Annotated in this window: 15 protein-coding genes; 2 read left to right on the forward strand and 13 right to left on the reverse strand. The window is 33.9% G+C overall.

Annotated features, from left to right (window positions below):
- Positions 1-618: 618 nt before the first annotated feature.
- From cysS to ppdD, 12 genes are all read right to left on the reverse strand, one after another.
- A complete protein-coding gene (gene cysS / locus JMI89_RS05550) occupies positions 619-2,013 on the reverse strand; it encodes a cysteine--tRNA ligase (protein WP_220679524.1) in 1,395 nt (464 codons plus the stop codon).
- A gap of 157 nt (positions 2,014-2,170) precedes the next feature.
- A complete protein-coding gene (locus tag JMI89_RS05555) occupies positions 2,171-2,416 on the reverse strand; it encodes a GlsB/YeaQ/YmgE family stress response membrane protein (protein WP_187754553.1) in 246 nt (81 codons plus the stop codon).
- Positions 2,417-2,761: 345 nt separating this feature from the next.
- Positions 2,762-4,132 carry a lysine-sensitive aspartokinase 3 gene (lysC, locus tag JMI89_RS05560; protein WP_220679525.1) on the reverse strand — a complete coding sequence of 457 codons (1,371 nt, stop codon included), beginning with the start codon at positions 4,130-4,132 and terminating at the stop codon, positions 2,762-2,764.
- Between the two features lie 267 nt (positions 4,133-4,399).
- Positions 4,400-6,145 carry a 30S ribosomal protein S12 methylthiotransferase accessory factor YcaO gene (ycaO, locus tag JMI89_RS05565; RefSeq protein ID WP_220679526.1) on the reverse strand — a complete coding sequence of 582 codons (1,746 nt, stop codon included), beginning with the start codon at positions 6,143-6,145 and terminating at the stop codon, positions 4,400-4,402.
- 593 nt (positions 6,146-6,738) lie between these two features.
- Positions 6,739-7,755, reverse strand: coding sequence for a tRNA (adenosine(37)-N6)-threonylcarbamoyltransferase complex transferase subunit TsaD (gene tsaD / locus JMI89_RS05570; RefSeq protein ID WP_220679527.1), 1,017 nt, complete (start codon positions 7,753-7,755; stop codon positions 6,739-6,741).
- A 154-nt stretch (positions 7,756-7,909) separates the two neighbouring features.
- Entirely contained in the window at positions 7,910-8,134 is a 225-nt protein-coding gene (gene yacG / locus JMI89_RS05575; protein WP_187754557.1) for a DNA gyrase inhibitor YacG, read from the reverse strand.
- Between the two features lie 60 nt (positions 8,135-8,194).
- A complete protein-coding gene (zapD, locus tag JMI89_RS05580; RefSeq protein ID WP_187754558.1) occupies positions 8,195-8,950 on the reverse strand; it encodes a cell division protein ZapD in 756 nt (251 codons plus the stop codon).
- Between the two features lie 19 nt (positions 8,951-8,969).
- Entirely contained in the window at positions 8,970-9,575 is a 606-nt protein-coding gene (gene coaE, locus JMI89_RS05585) for a dephospho-CoA kinase (RefSeq protein ID WP_220679528.1), read from the reverse strand.
- A gap of 192 nt (positions 9,576-9,767) precedes the next feature.
- The gene (locus tag JMI89_RS05590) at positions 9,768-10,544 is read right to left on the reverse strand and encodes an A24 family peptidase (protein WP_220679529.1); all 777 of its coding nucleotides are present in this window, start codon (positions 10,542-10,544) and stop codon (positions 9,768-9,770) included.
- On the reverse strand, positions 10,544-11,719 hold the full coding sequence (locus JMI89_RS05595; RefSeq protein ID WP_220679530.1) for a type II secretion system F family protein: 1,176 nt from the start codon (positions 11,717-11,719) through the stop codon (positions 10,544-10,546). Before JMI89_RS05595 ends, JMI89_RS05590 begins: the two co-directional genes overlap by 1 nt.
- A 15-nt stretch (positions 11,720-11,734) precedes the next feature.
- Positions 11,735-12,901 carry a GspE/PulE family protein gene (locus tag JMI89_RS05600; RefSeq protein ID WP_220679531.1) on the reverse strand — a complete coding sequence of 389 codons (1,167 nt, stop codon included), beginning with the start codon at positions 12,899-12,901 and terminating at the stop codon, positions 11,735-11,737.
- Positions 12,902-12,903: 2 nt separating this feature from the next.
- Positions 12,904-13,359, reverse strand: a complete 456-nt coding sequence (gene ppdD, locus JMI89_RS05605) for a prepilin peptidase-dependent pilin (protein WP_187754563.1) — start codon at positions 13,357-13,359, stop codon at positions 12,904-12,906.
- A 180-nt stretch (positions 13,360-13,539) separates the two neighbouring features.
- Here ppdD and ampD point away from each other — a divergent pair, with 180 nt between their 5' ends.
- Both ampD and JMI89_RS05615 read left to right on the forward strand, forming a co-directional pair.
- Entirely contained in the window at positions 13,540-14,079 is a 540-nt protein-coding gene (gene ampD / locus JMI89_RS05610; protein ID WP_220679532.1) for a 1,6-anhydro-N-acetylmuramyl-L-alanine amidase AmpD, read from the forward strand.
- Positions 14,080-14,132: 53 nt separating this feature from the next.
- A complete protein-coding gene (locus tag JMI89_RS05615) occupies positions 14,133-14,453 on the forward strand; it encodes a YqcC family protein (RefSeq protein WP_187754565.1) in 321 nt (106 codons plus the stop codon).
- Here the strand turns inward: JMI89_RS05615 and JMI89_RS05620 are convergent.
- On the reverse strand, positions 14,443-15,843 hold the full coding sequence (locus JMI89_RS05620; protein ID WP_187754566.1) for a sodium:proton antiporter: 1,401 nt from the start codon (positions 15,841-15,843) through the stop codon (positions 14,443-14,445). The genes JMI89_RS05615 and JMI89_RS05620 overlap by 11 nt on opposite strands.
- Between the last annotated feature and the right edge of the window lie 330 nt (positions 15,844-16,173).

Here is a 16,173-nt window from a genome sequence, read left to right on the forward strand (position 1 = left end):
GAAAATAGGTACTATTTGTTAATTAAGATGACTTATGCGCCATGCGGATAATTTATTTCAATGTTTCTCTTTCAATGAACAGGGCCATTATTATTACTAGATAGCTTGTAGATCGTTTGCGAGTTTCTAAAAAACAATTTACATAAATATCCAAAATCGTATTAATCATTATCAAATAAAAAATACAATTAGATTTAAAAAATCACTAAAGTTTAGCGATATTGTTCTTATTACTCAAACATACCAAAGATTATAAAGAGTATTTGTTATTATCCAAAGTACAGTGATTAGCAGCAAAAAAGTTATCATTTATCGGTAATGACTTATTATGAGATAAAATTGTTTTTTTCAACTAAATATACCATCGATTTTTATTGTCTGGGACTTTAATACTAAAAATATTAAGTATAGAGGGTGTTAAGATTTTTAATAAGTAAATAGAAAGTAAGAAAATTTGGTTTTTACCCTGATTTTAATGTTTATTTATAGCTGTCATAAATATTTAAGTAAAAAACGAATTCTATTTAAGAATTTTTGAAAAATACATTAATGAACTAATAAATCAGTTTGTAAGTTATGATACAAACTGATTTAAGCGATTAATATTAAATTGCAACACTAGACGCTTTTTTTACGCCAAGTGGTACCGTTTGCACCGTCTTCGAGCACAATATTCATTGCGTTTAATGCATCTCGAGCTTGATCGGCAAGTGCCCAATCTTTTGCTGCGCGAGCTTCATTACGTTGTTGAATTAATGCCTCAATTTTCGCAATATCCAAATTATCTTGGTTATCACTTTGTAAAAAGTGTAGCGGATCTTGTTCGAGCAGTCCAAGTACCTGTGCTAAATAACGCAATTCAGCCGCTAACTGATTAGCTAATTCAAGCTGAATATCAGCTTTGGTTTTATTGATTTCTCTCGCAAGGTCGAATAATACCGAGAAAGCTTCAGGAGTATTAAAATCATCATTCATAGCGAGGCAAAATCGTTGTAGATAATGGCTATTAGCCGGCACATATACCAATGATTTATCTGTATCACGTAAAGCAGTATATAATCGTTCGAGTGCAATGCGAGCTTGTTTTAGGTTTTCTTCACTATAATTAAGTTGACTACGATAATGTCCCGATAGTAAGAAATAGCGTACTGTTTCAGGATCATAATGTTTTAAAACATCACGAATCGTGAAAAAATTACCTAATGACTTAGACATTTTTTCTTGATCAACCATGACCATACCTGAATGCATCCAATAATTAACGTACTGGCCATGATGTGCACAAGTGGATTGGGCAATTTCATTTTCATGATGTGGAAACATTAGATCAGAACCCCCACCATGAATGTCAAAATGCTCACCTAATTTATCGCAATTCATAGCAGAACATTCAATGTGCCAACCTGGACGACCTTTACCCCAAGGTGAATCCCAGCTAGGTTCATTTGGCTTAGACATTTTCCATAAAACAAAATCCATCGGGTTACGTTTAACATCGACAATATCGACTCGCGCCCCGGCTTGCAATTGTTCTAAATTTTGTCTGGATAGAATACCGTAATTTGGATCACTATCGACAGCAAACATCACATCACCATTATCGGCAACGTATGCATGGTCATTGGCTAATAATTTTTCAACTAGTTTTATAATTTGTGGAATTTGCCGCGTAGCCCGAGGTTCAATATCAGGACGCTGAATATTTAAAGCATCGAAATCAGCATACATTTCTTGTAGCATGCGTTCGGTAAGTTGATCACAGGTTTCGCCATTTTCTAGCGCTCGTTTGATTATTTTATCATCGACATCAGTAATATTGCGCACATAGGTTAAGTCATAACCTAAAAAGCGTAGATAGCGCGTGATAACATCGAATGCAACAAACGTTCTGCCATGACCAATATGACATAAATCATAGATCGTTACCCCACAAACATACATGCCAACTTTTTTTGCATGAATCGGTTGAAATAATTCTTTTTCGCGAGTTAACGTGTTGAAGATTTTTAACATGAAATTTCCAGTTAAATGTTATTAACATGTTCAACAATATAACAAACTTAGTCGTAGGCTCCAATAGAAAGGGTAAAAGAAAATTTTGCCGACTACTGAGAAAATAAAAAATGTATCGGGGAAGGCCCGACAAAAGTCGGGCTAAAAATCAATAAATTTAATTTTTGATAAGGCGATAAATCCAAATCAATAAAATTGCGCCTAATACAGAAATGATTAAACTTGGGAAATTAAAACCTGAAACGCTTCCCCAACCAAGGAAAGTACTGATATAGCCCCCAATTAGTGATCCAGCAATACCTAATAAAATCGTTTTAACCACACCAACGCTTCCAATTGGCATGAAAAATTTTGCTAACCAACCAGCAATAAGACCTAAAATAATCCAGCTTAAAATACCCATGATTCTTTCCTTTATTAATGACATTGATGAAAATCTTAGTTACTACACTGTTTTAAATTTTACTTTAAAACAAGACTGATTTAGGTTTTAACATTATTACTGATTGTTAAATCTTTTTTAGACTCGTTATTGATCAATAAATCAGAAATGCAATGAGCTTGTCAAAATCAATATTTAATAACTTTAAAAAATAATTATATTCATTCTATAAAAATATTTATAAAAATCCAATAGTTATATTTATTTTATCTGATAGGGTGTGACAATTAATTTAGTTAAAAACGCCACTTTATGATTTGAGAGGGTCTTCGAATTGGTGGGCTGTGTTACCCACCGATTAGTCAATTATTCAAATAAAGATTGATGTAGAAGATTTACAATTGAGTCGGCATCATTACTCTTAACTAAAAAGCAGATATTGTGTGTACTGGCACCATAACAGGATAGTCGAATACTAAATTGTTCTAATGGATCAAAAACTTTTTTAGCCATACCTTTAATCGTAGTTAGATTATTTCCAATTATTGCAACTAAGGCTAAATCTTCTTGCACTTCTACATTGCATAATGAGGACAGCTCATCAAGTAATTCTTTAGTGATTAAGCTACAACCATCGGTACTTGTTCCAGTAGTATCAATCGTTAATGCAATACTAACTTCAGAAGTGGTGACTAAATCGACAGAAATATTATGTTTAGCTAAAATAGCAAATACATTAGCCAAAAAACCTTGGGCATGTAGCATATTTAGGCTATGCAGGGTTAAAAGTGTTTGTTTACGACGTAACGCGACAGCTCTAAATAGTGGTAATTCAGATTTAATACTATTGGCGCTATAAACAATCGTTCCTCCTTCATCGGGTGCTTTACTTGAACCAACAAATACAGGTATATTGCTGCGAACTGCTGGCACTAGTGTTGCAGGATGAAGTACTTTAGCACCAAAAGTCGCCATTTCGGCAGCTTCTGCAAAGGTAATTTCATCAATACGTTTAGCATTCGATGCGATACGCGGATCGGTGGTAAAAATTCCTGCTACATCAGTCCAAATATCTATTTGTGTGGCATTTAATGCTTCGCCTAGCAAAGCTGCCGTATAATCACTGCCTCCACGACCTAATGTAGTCGTTTTACCTGAACTTTCGCTGCCAATAAAACCTTGTGTCACGATGATATGTTGTGTGTTTAACGATTTAAGATGAGCACAGCAAAGTTGTTTAATTTCTTCAATCTTTGGCACTGCTTTGCCAAATTTATTATCAGTTCGCATTACTTTACGCACATCAAACCAGATAGCCTGTTTATTTTTTTGTTTTAACACTTCAACAAATAAGCGTGAAGACATTAATTCACCGTAACTGACTAATTCATCGGTAAGAGCGGGAGAAGTGGCCAAACTGGCGGCTTCGGATAAAGAGGCGATGCTATTAATAGCGTGATCTATTTCTTCGCGAAGGTGTGGATTCTCAGGAAGTTGTTCTAAAATATTATATTGAATGTTTTGGATTTTAGCGATGTGCTGCTTACGAACTTCGGGTTCACGTCCTTCAGCTAAGGCTACTAATAAATTGGTTATTCCTGCCGACGCCGATAAAACAACGACTTTAACATTGGGATTATTCAAAACGATATTTGCACTGTTACTCATCGCCTGATAATCGGCAACACTGGTGCCACCAAATTTTGCAATAACACATTGTTGACTTTGATTGCTCATTCTTTCCTCGTTATTATTCTACGGATTGGTGTCTGTTAAGATGATTTATCTAGCATTTTACAGATTTTATCTGATTAAAGTAGTCACGATTAAAAAATATTATGTTGTTATATTTTTAAGAAAATATCATGATATCTCGTTCATTGTAGAAATGATAATCAAAGATTTGTTAATATTATTCTAAAATTGCGAGATAAATGTGATGCTAAATTAAATCATTAGCCATTCTGTAGGACAACTGTCCCACAGATTTTTGGTGTTATTTGATTAATTCATTGTTTGTTTTAATTTTGTATAAACCGATAATAATTGTTGATGAGCAGTAAATTCTGAAAGATTGTTATCAAAGGCAAATAACCCAAAGAAACGTTTTTCAGCAGTGACATATTGCCACATGGTCGTAACCGTTGTTTCACCATACATTTTATTAAATGCTGCTTGGTAATCTGAAAACTGTTGTTTATCGCGCGATAATGCAAAATCGACTAGCGTTTGCAAACAACGATAGGCATGGTTACGTTCCTTACTGAAAATCGAACTATTCATTTCGATAGTCCAATCGATCCAATCTTTTGCTTGTTCTAAATCTTGTCCTGCTAAGGCTAACATGGCTTTTAATTCTCCAACGCGTAGAGTAAACCAAGCATTATTACTACCGGTTGCCAGACCTAGTAACTCACGAATTCGGCCAGAATCATCGAAACTATTATTGTCAAGTTGGTTAATCAGGGCTAAATATTGATCAATGTTTAGTTCACTATTAGGTAATGACAATATGGTATTACGCCAATCTATCGCCATGTTATTGTTAGCAATTAACAAATCTTCAGGGGGGTAAATTTCTGACATACCGACGGCTAAAATACGACAAGCATATACGTCTAAATGTTGATAATCCATAATCAAAACTTCAATATCTTGTTGCTTCATGATGGACATAAGATTATGAAATTCTTGTTCAGTTGAACCTGAAAAATCCCAATCGACAAACGCATAATCAGCTTGTTGACTGAATAAGTCCCATGAAATTAATCCACTTGAGTCAATGAAATGGGTTTCTAAATTGCTAAGATCAGCTACATCATCATTATCAAATGAAGGCGGGGAAAAAACATCTAAGTCTTTTAAGCTCCGACCTTGTAATAACTCAGTAACAGTTCTTTCTAGTGCAACCCCAAAATCAGGATGTGCGCCAAATGAAGCATAACAGGTACCATTGTCTGGATTGAACAAAACTACGCAGATTACTGGAAACTGTCCACCTAATGATGCATCAAAACAGAAAATAGGAAAGCCTTCTTGTTCTAATGATGCTATCGATTTTACGGTATTAGGATAGCGGTTTAAAACGTCATTAGGAATAGTTGGCAAACTTATAGCTTGTGTAATAATAGAGTTTTTAACATAACGTTCAAAAATTTCTGATAATGCTTGAACCCGAGCCTCGTTTTGGCTATTGCCAGCAGACATACCATTTGAAGCATATAAATTAGCAATCAAATTAACGGGGACATACACGGTTTTTTGATTTGATTGTTGTATAAAAGGTAAGGCACATATACCACGTGCATTATTACTGGATTGTAAATCAATCAGATCACGTGCTGATAATTCATGATCAGGATCATAGAATGATAATAATTCTGGTGAAAGTATTCCCTCTGGTAAGCGATTATCATCAGTAATGGCAAACCATTTTTCTGTAGGGTAATGGACGAAGTCACTATTTGCTACTTTTTGTCCTAAATAAAAATCAGAAAAAAAGTAGTTAGTCGACAAGCGTTCAAAATATTCACCTAAAGCTGAGGCTAAGGCTGCTTTTTTGCTAGCACCTTTACCGTTAGCAAAACATAGCGGGCAGTTTTTATTTTGAATATGTACTGACCAGACATTGGGCACAGGATTAAGCCAAGATGTTTCGTTAACTTCTAAATCGAAATTAGCAAGGCGTTGCTGGAAATGGGTAATTGAATCTTCTAAGGCGGCATCTTTACCGGGTATATAAGTTTTCATTAAAAAGTCTCAAAATTTTATTATGTTAATATTATTGCATTCTTAATTATAATACCTTTAATTAATGTAGCAGTTAATTATTGCAGAGAAAATCGATTATCTCTAAAAATTTTTATAGGAAAATTAATAAAAAATTGTTAATCGACAAAGACTTTTAGTCATAGCTTTTTTAATTTATGATACATCGTCGACGACAAAATTCTTTAATTTTAATTAATTGAGTGGCATTAGCATGGAGGATATTTATCGGTTAAACCACAATAATTAACGCTTTGCTTTATCAAATTTTAGTTACGCATTTGCTATGTTAGGGGATATAAGGGGATCCTATCCATTATTTTAAGTTCAGTAAGTATTCGTAACAGATACGAATTGATGTCAGTGTAATTTAATTTGAGTCATAATATTGGAAAATTAGTTTACGTTTTACCAACCACTAAAAATGAAAAAAGCTTATCATCAAATGATTATGCAGATCATTATATTTATAAAATCGATAATGAGTAGCCGCTTTGCTTCTGTTTTATCTGTATAATTTAAAAATATGTTATTAAATATCCTGTTTTAACGAGTAACATATTTTTCAATATTATTCAGCAGTTGGTCAATTCGTTTAATGGCCATCGTGGTTTAACATTTATAGCTAAATCAGTAGCTTGTTGAGCTTTTAAACGCACCATGCCTGCGTAAGCTATCATTGCGCCATTATCGGTACAAAATTCTACCCGTGGATAATGTATTTGCCCATGAATTTTATGTATCATTTCACCTAGCTTTTGGCGTAACACGGTGTTAGCACTAACCCCACCAGCAATAACTAAACGTTTATATCCCGTTTGTTCTAAAGCTCGTTTAGATTTGATTACTAAAGTGTCAACTAATGCGTCTTCAAAAGCTCGAGCAATATCAGCTTTAGTTTGCTCATTTAATGGTAAATGTTGATGAATAGTATTCGCAGCAAAAGTTTTTAGACCAGAAAAGCTAAAGTCGAGTCCTGGTCTATCGGTCATAGGACGTGGGAAACGGAAACGATTTGGGTCCCCGAAACGTGCTAAACGAGATAATTTTGATCCCCCAGGGTAATCTAATCCTAATAATTTAGCCGTTTTGTCAAAAGCTTCGCCGGCGGCATCATCAATCGATTCCCCTAATAATTCGTAGTGTCCAATTTCTGTTACTTTAATGAGTTGAGTATGTCCACCGGATACAAGTAAGGCAACAAACGGAAATTTCGGTGGATTTTCTTCCAACATAGGGGCTAATAGGTGTCCTTCCATATGGTGTACTTCGATAGCTGGTACCTGCCAAGCATAGGCTAAAGAGCGTCCAATAGAGGCTCCGACAAGTAAAGCACCAATTAATCCCGGACCGGCAGTATAAGCAACTGCATCGATGTTCTGTGAGGATAATCCTGCTTCCTGCAATGCTGCCTTGATTAAAGGGACCGTTTTACGGATATGATCACGTGAGGCCAGTTCTGGAACAACTCCACCGTAATCAGCATGCAGATCAATTTGTGAATAAAGTTGATTAGCCAGCAAACCTTGTTGGTCATCATATATTGCAATACCTGTTTCGTCACAGGAGGTTTCAATTGCCAAAATTTTCATTAGTTATACTCATTACTTTTGCATAGGTCTATTCATTCGTTTCAACGTAGTGCATCATTGATCAAGTTTGATGTACTCATTCAAGAATGTCACATGTCTGATTACTAATTGGTCATATTGTCTAGTGGGTGGATTGAAAATTGCCTATTGTTCATTATGACATTTCATCGTCATGTTGGAACGTTGCCATATTGCCTTCGCTCCATAAATCTTCTTCAATGGGATCATCAGCAGCAATACGATGTGATTCATTGGCCCATTCGCCTAAATCAATTAATTGGCAACGTTTGCTACAAAAAGGTCGATAAGAATTCTCGTTACTCCATTCAACCAATTTTTGACAAGTTGGACATTTTACAATGTTTTTTTCTGCTTTCATATTTATTATGCCATTAATAACATTCTAATTATTATAGCATAGTCTTACCTTTACTTTAATTCAACAACACGCTAATTCAAATTCGACCAACATTTCTTGGTCATTATTATTCATAATCGGTTCCAATGGTAAAAAACGAATAGCATACCGGTTATTATTGCCAGAAACTTGTGGATATAGTTTTTTATCTAACGGGACTTTAATTCTCAATAAGCTAATGTCATCCTGACTATTTTGATAAAAATGATTAGTACAAGAGAGCTGTTCAAAGTGACTCGATTGACGAATGAGTTGCATACATAGCGATATCGTTTGAAATAAAGTCGACAAACTTTGTAACCATTGATCGATTTGCTCTTCTCTAATCGTTTGTGGTTGTTGTAACCATAGGTGAAAAAAAGGTAAATCAAAACTACAGCATCCACCAGGGATTGTGATTCGTTTACGAATTGAAGATATGAAACGATCTTCCTTTAAATCCTGACCTAGTTTAGGATTGAAATTCAGTTCGTGTATAAAAGTATTTAATTTAATTAATAGATCATCAAGTAAAGGCTTATCTACACCTGGTACATCAAGCCAAATTGATAATTTCTGTTTCTGTTCTTCAATATTTTTGAGTAAGTCACTCCGAATATCATTGCGCTCGATGATTTCCAAAAGTTCGTCTAATAAATGAAAGAAAAACAAAGCATTGTTGGCTTCAAAATTTTTATTATGTAGCAGTTGCTTAATTAAAAATTCGAGACGTAACCAAATTCGCATTTTTTCATTGAGTGGATGTTCAAAAATCACCATAGTTTTTGCATTATCCATGTGTATATATAATTAATTTCTAAATAATTTTTTGTGATAATTTAAGGTATTGTTTATGTAATTGTGTAACTTGTTGAGAAAGGTCAGCTGTTTGATCATCATTGATAATAATATCATCGGCATAACGACGTCTATCTTCACTAGTTATCTGCGATGATATCATATTTTTTGCTAAGTTTTTATCAATTTTATCGCGTTTTTGTAGTCTTTCTAATTGAACTTGCTGCGATGTTTCAATTATTAATATGCGATCAGCATATTTATGCCATTGATTTTCAATTAATAATGGTACAACCCAAATGACATATGGGGTATGGAATTGCATTATTTGTTGTTGGGTTTCAGATTGAATGATAGGGTGTAAATATTGATTTAACCATGACCTTTGTTCTGGATAATTAAAAATTATGTTACGTAATTTGGCTCGGTTTAATTCTCGAGATGGTAAAACGATATGTTGACCAAAATGGGCTACAATATGTTGATAAGCTGGTGTATCAGGTTTAACAACTTGTCTAGCAATCATATCGGCATCAATAATCGGTACTCCCAATTGCGCGAAAAGATTGGCAATAGTTGTTTTACCACTTGCTATTCCACCGGTTAAAGCAACAATATAAGGCATAATAATTAAATTAAATTCTCGATCATGTTATTAGCTTATCATACCGAGTTATAACTGCAAAGGTTTGTAATATTATTGGTTATAGCTGATTTTTATTCTCAAAAAAGCGTAAATAATCCCATTAAAAGTGAGCTATTTAGATAAAAAACGAAATAGTGATTTCAATAAAATGCTCATTTTATAATGATAAATTCAACAAATTAATAATCCATAACCTGCAATAAGTAAATATGGACCAAATGGAATAGCTGTCATTTGATTAATGGTGTGTTTCTTAAACGATTTTATCCAAGATTTTTTAATAATAAAAAAATGAATCAGACCCAATGAGCTGGCGATAATTAGCAATATTGGTAATTGAGGATATTCAAGCCAAGAGCCTAATGCGACGAGCAATTTAATATCGCCACTACCTAAACCGATACGTTTGGTTAATAAATAATAAAAAAGGGATGGCAACCCCAGTAAAAGTAACCCAAATATACTTCCACATAATGCCTCCATTAAATTTAAACGACCGAGTTCAAAAACCGCACAGATCATTCCTAACAATAAGATTGAATAATTAAAACTATCTGGTAGTAGCAAATAAACGTAATCAATAATGATTAAAATGGTGAAAATAATACTTAATAAAATTAATATTATTGACCACAGGCAAATGCCATAATAACTGACAATTAACATGCAAATAATGGCAAAAAATAGTTCAGCAAGTAAATAATGAATCGCAATTGGTGCAGCGCATGAATGGCATTTACCTTGTTGCATTAACCAAGAGATAACCGGGATAAGTGAGAACCATGTTAATTGGGATTCGCATTTGGGACAATGAGAACGTTGCAATATAATTGCATTAAAAAATTGGTGACTAGTTTGGATTGGGGAATAACGACTTACCACTAAATGGGTAAAACTACCCAAACATAATCCCAACCAGCCAGTTACGATGATAACAATGGTACTCATTAATGGATAATGCTCCCTAATTGAAAAATTGGTAAATACATTGCTATGACTAAGCTACCGATAATTAGTGCCATGATTGAAATCATAACTGGTTCAATTTTGCTTGTTAAGCTGTCAGTTAGTTGATCATTGTGTTGTTGATAATAATTAGCTAGTCGTTCTAACATAATATCAAGAGTACCTGATTGTTCGCCAATCATGATAAGCTGAAAACAGAGTTTTGGAAAAATTATAGATTCATTAATAGCAAAACTGAAGGATTTACCTTGTTCTATGGTCATTTTGATATTATTTAGAACCTCTTGAAATATATGATGGTAAGTCGTTTTTTGGGCTGTCATTATGCCAGTGACTAATGGAATACCGGATTGTTGAGTAACTGTTAAAGTTTCGAAGATCTGCGTTAAGTTGGCTGTTGTCATTAATTGGCCGATAATTGGTAGTTTAAATAATTGTTTTTCAATTATTTTTTGATAACGTTGTTTGAGGTATTTTTGATAAATAATACCAGACAGCAAACCAATGCCAAAAATAGACAGTACGTGATCACGCAAGAAATCAGAAAATACTATAATTGTTAAGGTAAAAGGGGGAAGTTCAGCATCAAAATTTTGATAAATATCTTTAAAATTAGGTAATACAACTAATAACATAATCAGGCTGACAGTTATAGTCATTAATAATAAAAAAATTGGGTAGCGTAACGCTTTTTTTATTCTATTATTAAGCTGTTGACTCTTTTCTAACTGTTCACCCAAGCGCTCAAAACTGTTTTCTAATTGTCCTGTTAGTTCTCCAGTGGCAATAATTTCTTGATAAATTATTGGAAAAATATCCGGATAAAAACGCAGGGTTTGAGTAATTGTTTTACCTTCTATTAGGTGTTGTTTAATTTCATTAAGTAACCATTGCCATTGAAGAATGGGGTGTTCATTTGATATTAATGTTAACGTTTCTATAATTGGTAGCCCGGCTTTTAACATGGTTGCTAACTGTTTGGTTATCACAATCAATTGCTGACAAGAAAAGCTTCTTTTGGTGATATATCCTTTTGCTGTCAACTTAAAAAATATTTTTTGCTGGCCCAACAATAATTGCCGGGCTTGTATGCCTGAGTTTGCTACTATTACGTGCTGCTTGCCGTGAAGGTCGTACCAAAGATAGAGTTTTTTCATAAACATAACCACCGATTAATAATTTTCTCCCAGTGCGCGTTGAACTTCTGCAAATGAAGTAATGCCTTGTTTGACTAGATTTAATGCAGATGTGGATAACGTGATAATTTGCTGTTGCTGCATTAGTTGCTGTATTTGGTCTAACGTGAATTGATTGTGCGCCAGGAGTAAGGAACGAATCGCCGGTGTAATCAATAGAAATTCATAAATACCCGTGCGACCACAATAGCCACCAAGGCAATATTGGCAACCTTTAGCAAGGTAATGAGAATAATGTTTGGGCTGGTCATTTTCTTCAACAATCAAAGTATTTTCGGCTAAAACTTTACAATTAGGGCATAACTTCCTGATTAAGCGTTGTGCTATGATGAGTTTTAAACTCGAAGCGATGAGATATGTTTTAATCCCCATTTGATTAAGCCGGAATAGTGCTTCAGCACTTGAATTAGTGTGGAGTGTTGAAAGTACTAAGTGACCAGTTTGTGAAGCTTGAATTGCGATTTCGGCAGTAATTGTGTCACGTATTTCCCCAATCATAATAATATCTGGATCTTGTCTTAATAACGCTCTTAAGATCGGAGCAAAATCTAATCCTGCCTTTAGATTAATTTGTGTTTGATTAATCCCTTCTAATGGGATTTCGATTGGATCTTCAACACAACAAACATTACGTTGTGAACTGTCAATATAATTCAATCCACTATATAAGGTGACAGTTTTGCCACTACCGGTAGGTCCGGTGACTAAAATTAATCCCTGAGGATTATCAAGTACAGTTTGATAATCTAATTGTTGTTCAGCGGTTAAACCAATCTGGTTAATTAATAAACTATGTTGAGCACTATCCATAATGCGTAATACAATTTTCTCACCATCAATCACCGGTAACGTCGAAATCCGCATATTTAGTTTTCCTAAACATAATAGCCCATCTTGTGGTAAACGTTGTTCGGCGATATTTAGATTAGCCATAATTTTAATGCGTACTGTAATTTGTTTAGCTAATTGAGTCGGTAAGGTATTAAAGAGCTGTAATATTCCATCAATGCGTATTCGAATACGGTAAACATTCTGATAAGGTTCAAGATGAATATCTGAAGCTCTTTTCATTACTGAATCTTGAATAATTTGGTTAGTCAATTCAATGACTTCATATTCGGCATATTGTTTAGAATTGTTCATTATTAAAACCTAAATACGTCGTTACAAGCTTGAGTCAACCCATTATTTAAAGGATTGGTTTGACAGTTCTTTGACCAACTTATATCACCATTTGTCGTATTAATTGTGGGGGTTAATACCACCGTTAGACCCGATAGAGTATTACGTCCTATTATGGTAATGAGACCGGATGCAACTTTTATGGACGCAACATAATTAGTTGTTTTAGTATCGGCAATACCATTACTTCCACTATGACAAGCCGAGAGTTTCCCTTGTTCAAATGCACAGATTTCAACAGCAGATTTATAATGACTCATGGTCTGTAACATATCGGTCATTGCTGCTTTTTGAACATAGCCTTGATAAGTCGGTAAACCGATGGCGGTTAAAATCGCAATTACTGCTATGGCGATCATTAATTCAATTAATGTAAATCCTGATTGGTGAGCAGTTAAGTGTAAAGAGTGTTTGAACATAAATGTCTCGGTAAATTTTCAAATTAATCTGAGTGATAAAACTATATTCTTTTTTGAATTTGATTTGACTTAGGAAACTAAAATATGGTGGGTAAAAAGCAAATCATTAACCAAGATTCCAACACATGATATAATTTTGCGACATGAAGTACAAAATGCTGATACTAAAATAGGATTAAAATGTTTAGCAAAATACAAAATGGTCGTTTAAGCGGAGCCGAATTTATTGCTTCGCCATTTTTTGATGAGCGACCAGTTGGCGAAATGATTACATTATTGGTAATTCATAATATTAGTTTGCCTCCTCAAAAGTATGGTGGGCCATATGTTGAGCAGTTATTTACTGGGCAACTTAGCCCTAATGAGCATGAATATTTTCAATCCATTTATCAATTAAAAGTATCAAGTCATTTATTTATTCGGCGTAATGGCGAAGTTTTGCAATTTGTTTCTTTTGATAAACGAGCTTGGCACGCGGGGGTATCATGTTTTGAAGGCAAAGAAAAGTGTAATGATTATTCAATCGGTATTGAATTAGAAGGAAGTGATTTTGATGCATTTACTGACATTCAATATCAACAATTGACTATGATAACCCAATGTTTAAAAAAGTATTATCCGATTAAAGCCTTAGTTGGACATAGTGATATTGCACCGAATCGTAAAACAGATCCAGGACCTTATTTTGATTGGGAACATTACCATAATTTATTAAAATAATCGTGTAGTTATGATTAATTTAGATAAACGATAACCTTATAGTGTGAACGAACATGGATAATTTTAAACAACAGTTAAATCAGCTACTCAATGACATTGAGTTAGAGATGCAACGCATTGCGTTATGGCAAGCGCTACCTCCCGAGCCAAATGCTTTTTTAAGTGAGCAACCTTTTGCTATTGATACGATGCAATCCAATGAATGGCTTCAATGGGTATTCTTACCCAGAATGCGTGCCATTATCGATGCTAATAGTGATATTCCACGTAATTTTGCTTTACATCCCTATTTTGAAGAAAGTTTGAAAGAAGAGGAGGAGGTATTAAACCTACTCCAGCTAATCAAAACCCTCGATGAGTTAGTTAAAGAATAAAAAACAGCAGGCTATCAATTAAAAAAATAGGCATTAATAGGCCAATTGACCAACGCATATAACCAAAAAAGCTGGGCATATCAAAACCAGATTGTTCGGCAATACTTTTCACCATAAAATTAGGTGCATTACCAATATAGGTAAGCGCTCCCATAAAAACAGATCCCATTGATATTGCTAATAAAGTTGTTGGTAAACTTTGCATAAGAAAATTCGCCGAACCAGAGGCAAGATTAAAAAAGACTAAATAAGTGGGTGCATTATCCAAAAATCCAGATAGCAAGCCACTCAACCAAAAATACATTAGATTTATTGGCTCACCATAATCGTTAGTTACTAACGATATGATATTGGATAAACTGCCTTCTTTGCCCATTTTTAAAATAGCAATCACAGGTGAAATGGTGATAAATATACCTATAAACAATTTGGCCACTTCAATGATGGGTTGCCAATTAAATTGATTTTGCTCGCGAATGGATTTGCTGGTCATGAGTGATAATAAGGTAAGAATGACTAATATCATATCACGAATTATATTGGGTAATGTGAGCGTTGTTCCTAATATGTTGATTGATATATCTGACTGCCATACACTTGTAGCCAATATGGTAACAATGATGGCAAATAAGATAATAAAATTGGTTTTTCCTTTGATGGTTAATGACAACGTTGGCTTACTTAGCAATCGTTGACAGTCTTTTCGGTAATAATAACCATCAATATTATAAAATAAAATAAGTAATAATGCTGTATTGATTAATACTGGTAAACTCATGTGCTTTAATGTCCAAATAAAATCGACACCATTTAGAAAACCGATAAATAACGGAGGATCGCCCAATGGGGTTAATCCTCCTCCAATATTTGCTACCAAAAAAATAAAAAAGATGATGGTATGTACTCGGTATTGACGTTGTTTATTGGCACTTATGATAGGGCGAATCATTAACATTGCCGCGCCAGTAGTTCCCATGACAGATGCTAAAAACGTACCAATGGCGAGTAACAGCATATTATGTTTTGGGCTACCATTAAAATTTCCTTCAATTAAAATTCCCCCAGCTACGGTAAATAATGCGGCTAATAGGATAATAAATGGGATATATTCGATTAGAACAGTATGGCAAATGAGATGAGTTATCGCTAATAGACCAAATTGCCAACCATAAGCTATGATAAATAATAAGCTACAACCGCCAATGATTTTGCCGTAATGTCGATGCCATATAGTGCTAATCAATATAGGTAATAGGGCAATAGCAAATATGATTACGATAAAAGGAATCGTCCAATACAGTGAAAGAGGGGGAATGCTATGATCATTCGCATATGTGAATGGTGAAATAAAACAGAATAAACCAGTGATAATAAGCGATTTTAATGACATTTTTATTCAATATAGTTTCGATTTTGAACCGACTATTCTAACAATCATTTTTGTAAAGAAAAAATAAAACTTTCTCATTTTGTTTTAAAAATGTTCTATGTTAATTGCTTGATATATAGCGTATCTTTTGTTGTATTAGTATTTTAAATCGCGGCTATCTTCTTCTGAAATATTGTTTTATTAATTTACAGGCGATCTTTCAATGAAAAAAGTCTATATAAAACATTGTCATTTCTTTTCAAAAAATAACATTATAAATTTAATGTAGATTATCTTGTTACAGTTTATAAAATAGTTAAATATTGTCGGTAAACAATAGCTTATAAATTG

The sequence above is a fragment of the Frischella sp. Ac48 genome, from assembly GCF_019641635.1.
Classification (GTDB): domain Bacteria; phylum Pseudomonadota; class Gammaproteobacteria; order Enterobacterales; family Orbaceae; genus Frischella; species Frischella japonica.

Excerpts from the sequence above, each read along its gene's own strand:
- cysS (WP_220679524.1), bottom strand. The coding sequence starts at position 2,013 with ATGTTAAAAATCTTCAACACGTTAACTCGCGAAAAAGAATTATTTCAA.
- JMI89_RS05555 (WP_187754553.1), bottom strand. The coding sequence starts at position 2,416 with ATGGGTATTTTAAGCTGGATTATTTTAGGTCTTATTGCTGGTTGGTTA.
- lysC (WP_220679525.1), bottom strand. The coding sequence starts at position 4,132 with ATGAGCAATCAAAGTCAACAATGTGTTATTGCAAAATTTGGTGGCACC.
- ycaO (WP_220679526.1), bottom strand. The coding sequence starts at position 6,145 with ATGAAAACTTATATACCCGGTAAAGATGCCGCCTTAGAAGATTCAATT.
- tsaD (WP_220679527.1), bottom strand. The coding sequence starts at position 7,755 with ATGAAAATTTTGGCAATTGAAACCTCCTGTGACGAAACAGGTATTGCA.
- yacG (WP_187754557.1), bottom strand. The coding sequence starts at position 8,134 with ATGAAAGCAGAAAAAAACATTGTAAAATGTCCAACTTGTCAAAAATTG.
- zapD (WP_187754558.1), bottom strand. The coding sequence starts at position 8,950 with ATGGATAATGCAAAAACTATGGTGATTTTTGAACATCCACTCAATGAA.
- coaE (WP_220679528.1), bottom strand. The coding sequence starts at position 9,575 with ATGCCTTATATTGTTGCTTTAACCGGTGGAATAGCAAGTGGTAAAACA.
- JMI89_RS05590 (WP_220679529.1), bottom strand. The coding sequence starts at position 10,544 with ATGAGTACCATTGTTATCATCGTAACTGGCTGGTTGGGATTATGTTTG.
- JMI89_RS05595 (WP_220679530.1), bottom strand. The coding sequence starts at position 11,719 with ATGAAAAAACTCTATCTTTGGTACGACCTTCACGGCAAGCAGCACGTA.
- JMI89_RS05600 (WP_220679531.1), bottom strand. The coding sequence starts at position 12,901 with ATGAACAATTCTAAACAATATGCCGAATATGAAGTCATTGAATTGACT.
- ppdD (WP_187754563.1), bottom strand. The coding sequence starts at position 13,359 with ATGTTCAAACACTCTTTACACTTAACTGCTCACCAATCAGGATTTACA.
- ampD (WP_220679532.1), top strand. The coding sequence starts at position 13,540 with ATGTTTAGCAAAATACAAAATGGTCGTTTAAGCGGAGCCGAATTTATT.
- JMI89_RS05615 (WP_187754565.1), top strand. The coding sequence starts at position 14,133 with ATGGATAATTTTAAACAACAGTTAAATCAGCTACTCAATGACATTGAG.
- JMI89_RS05620 (WP_187754566.1), bottom strand. The coding sequence starts at position 15,843 with ATGTCATTAAAATCGCTTATTATCACTGGTTTATTCTGTTTTATTTCA.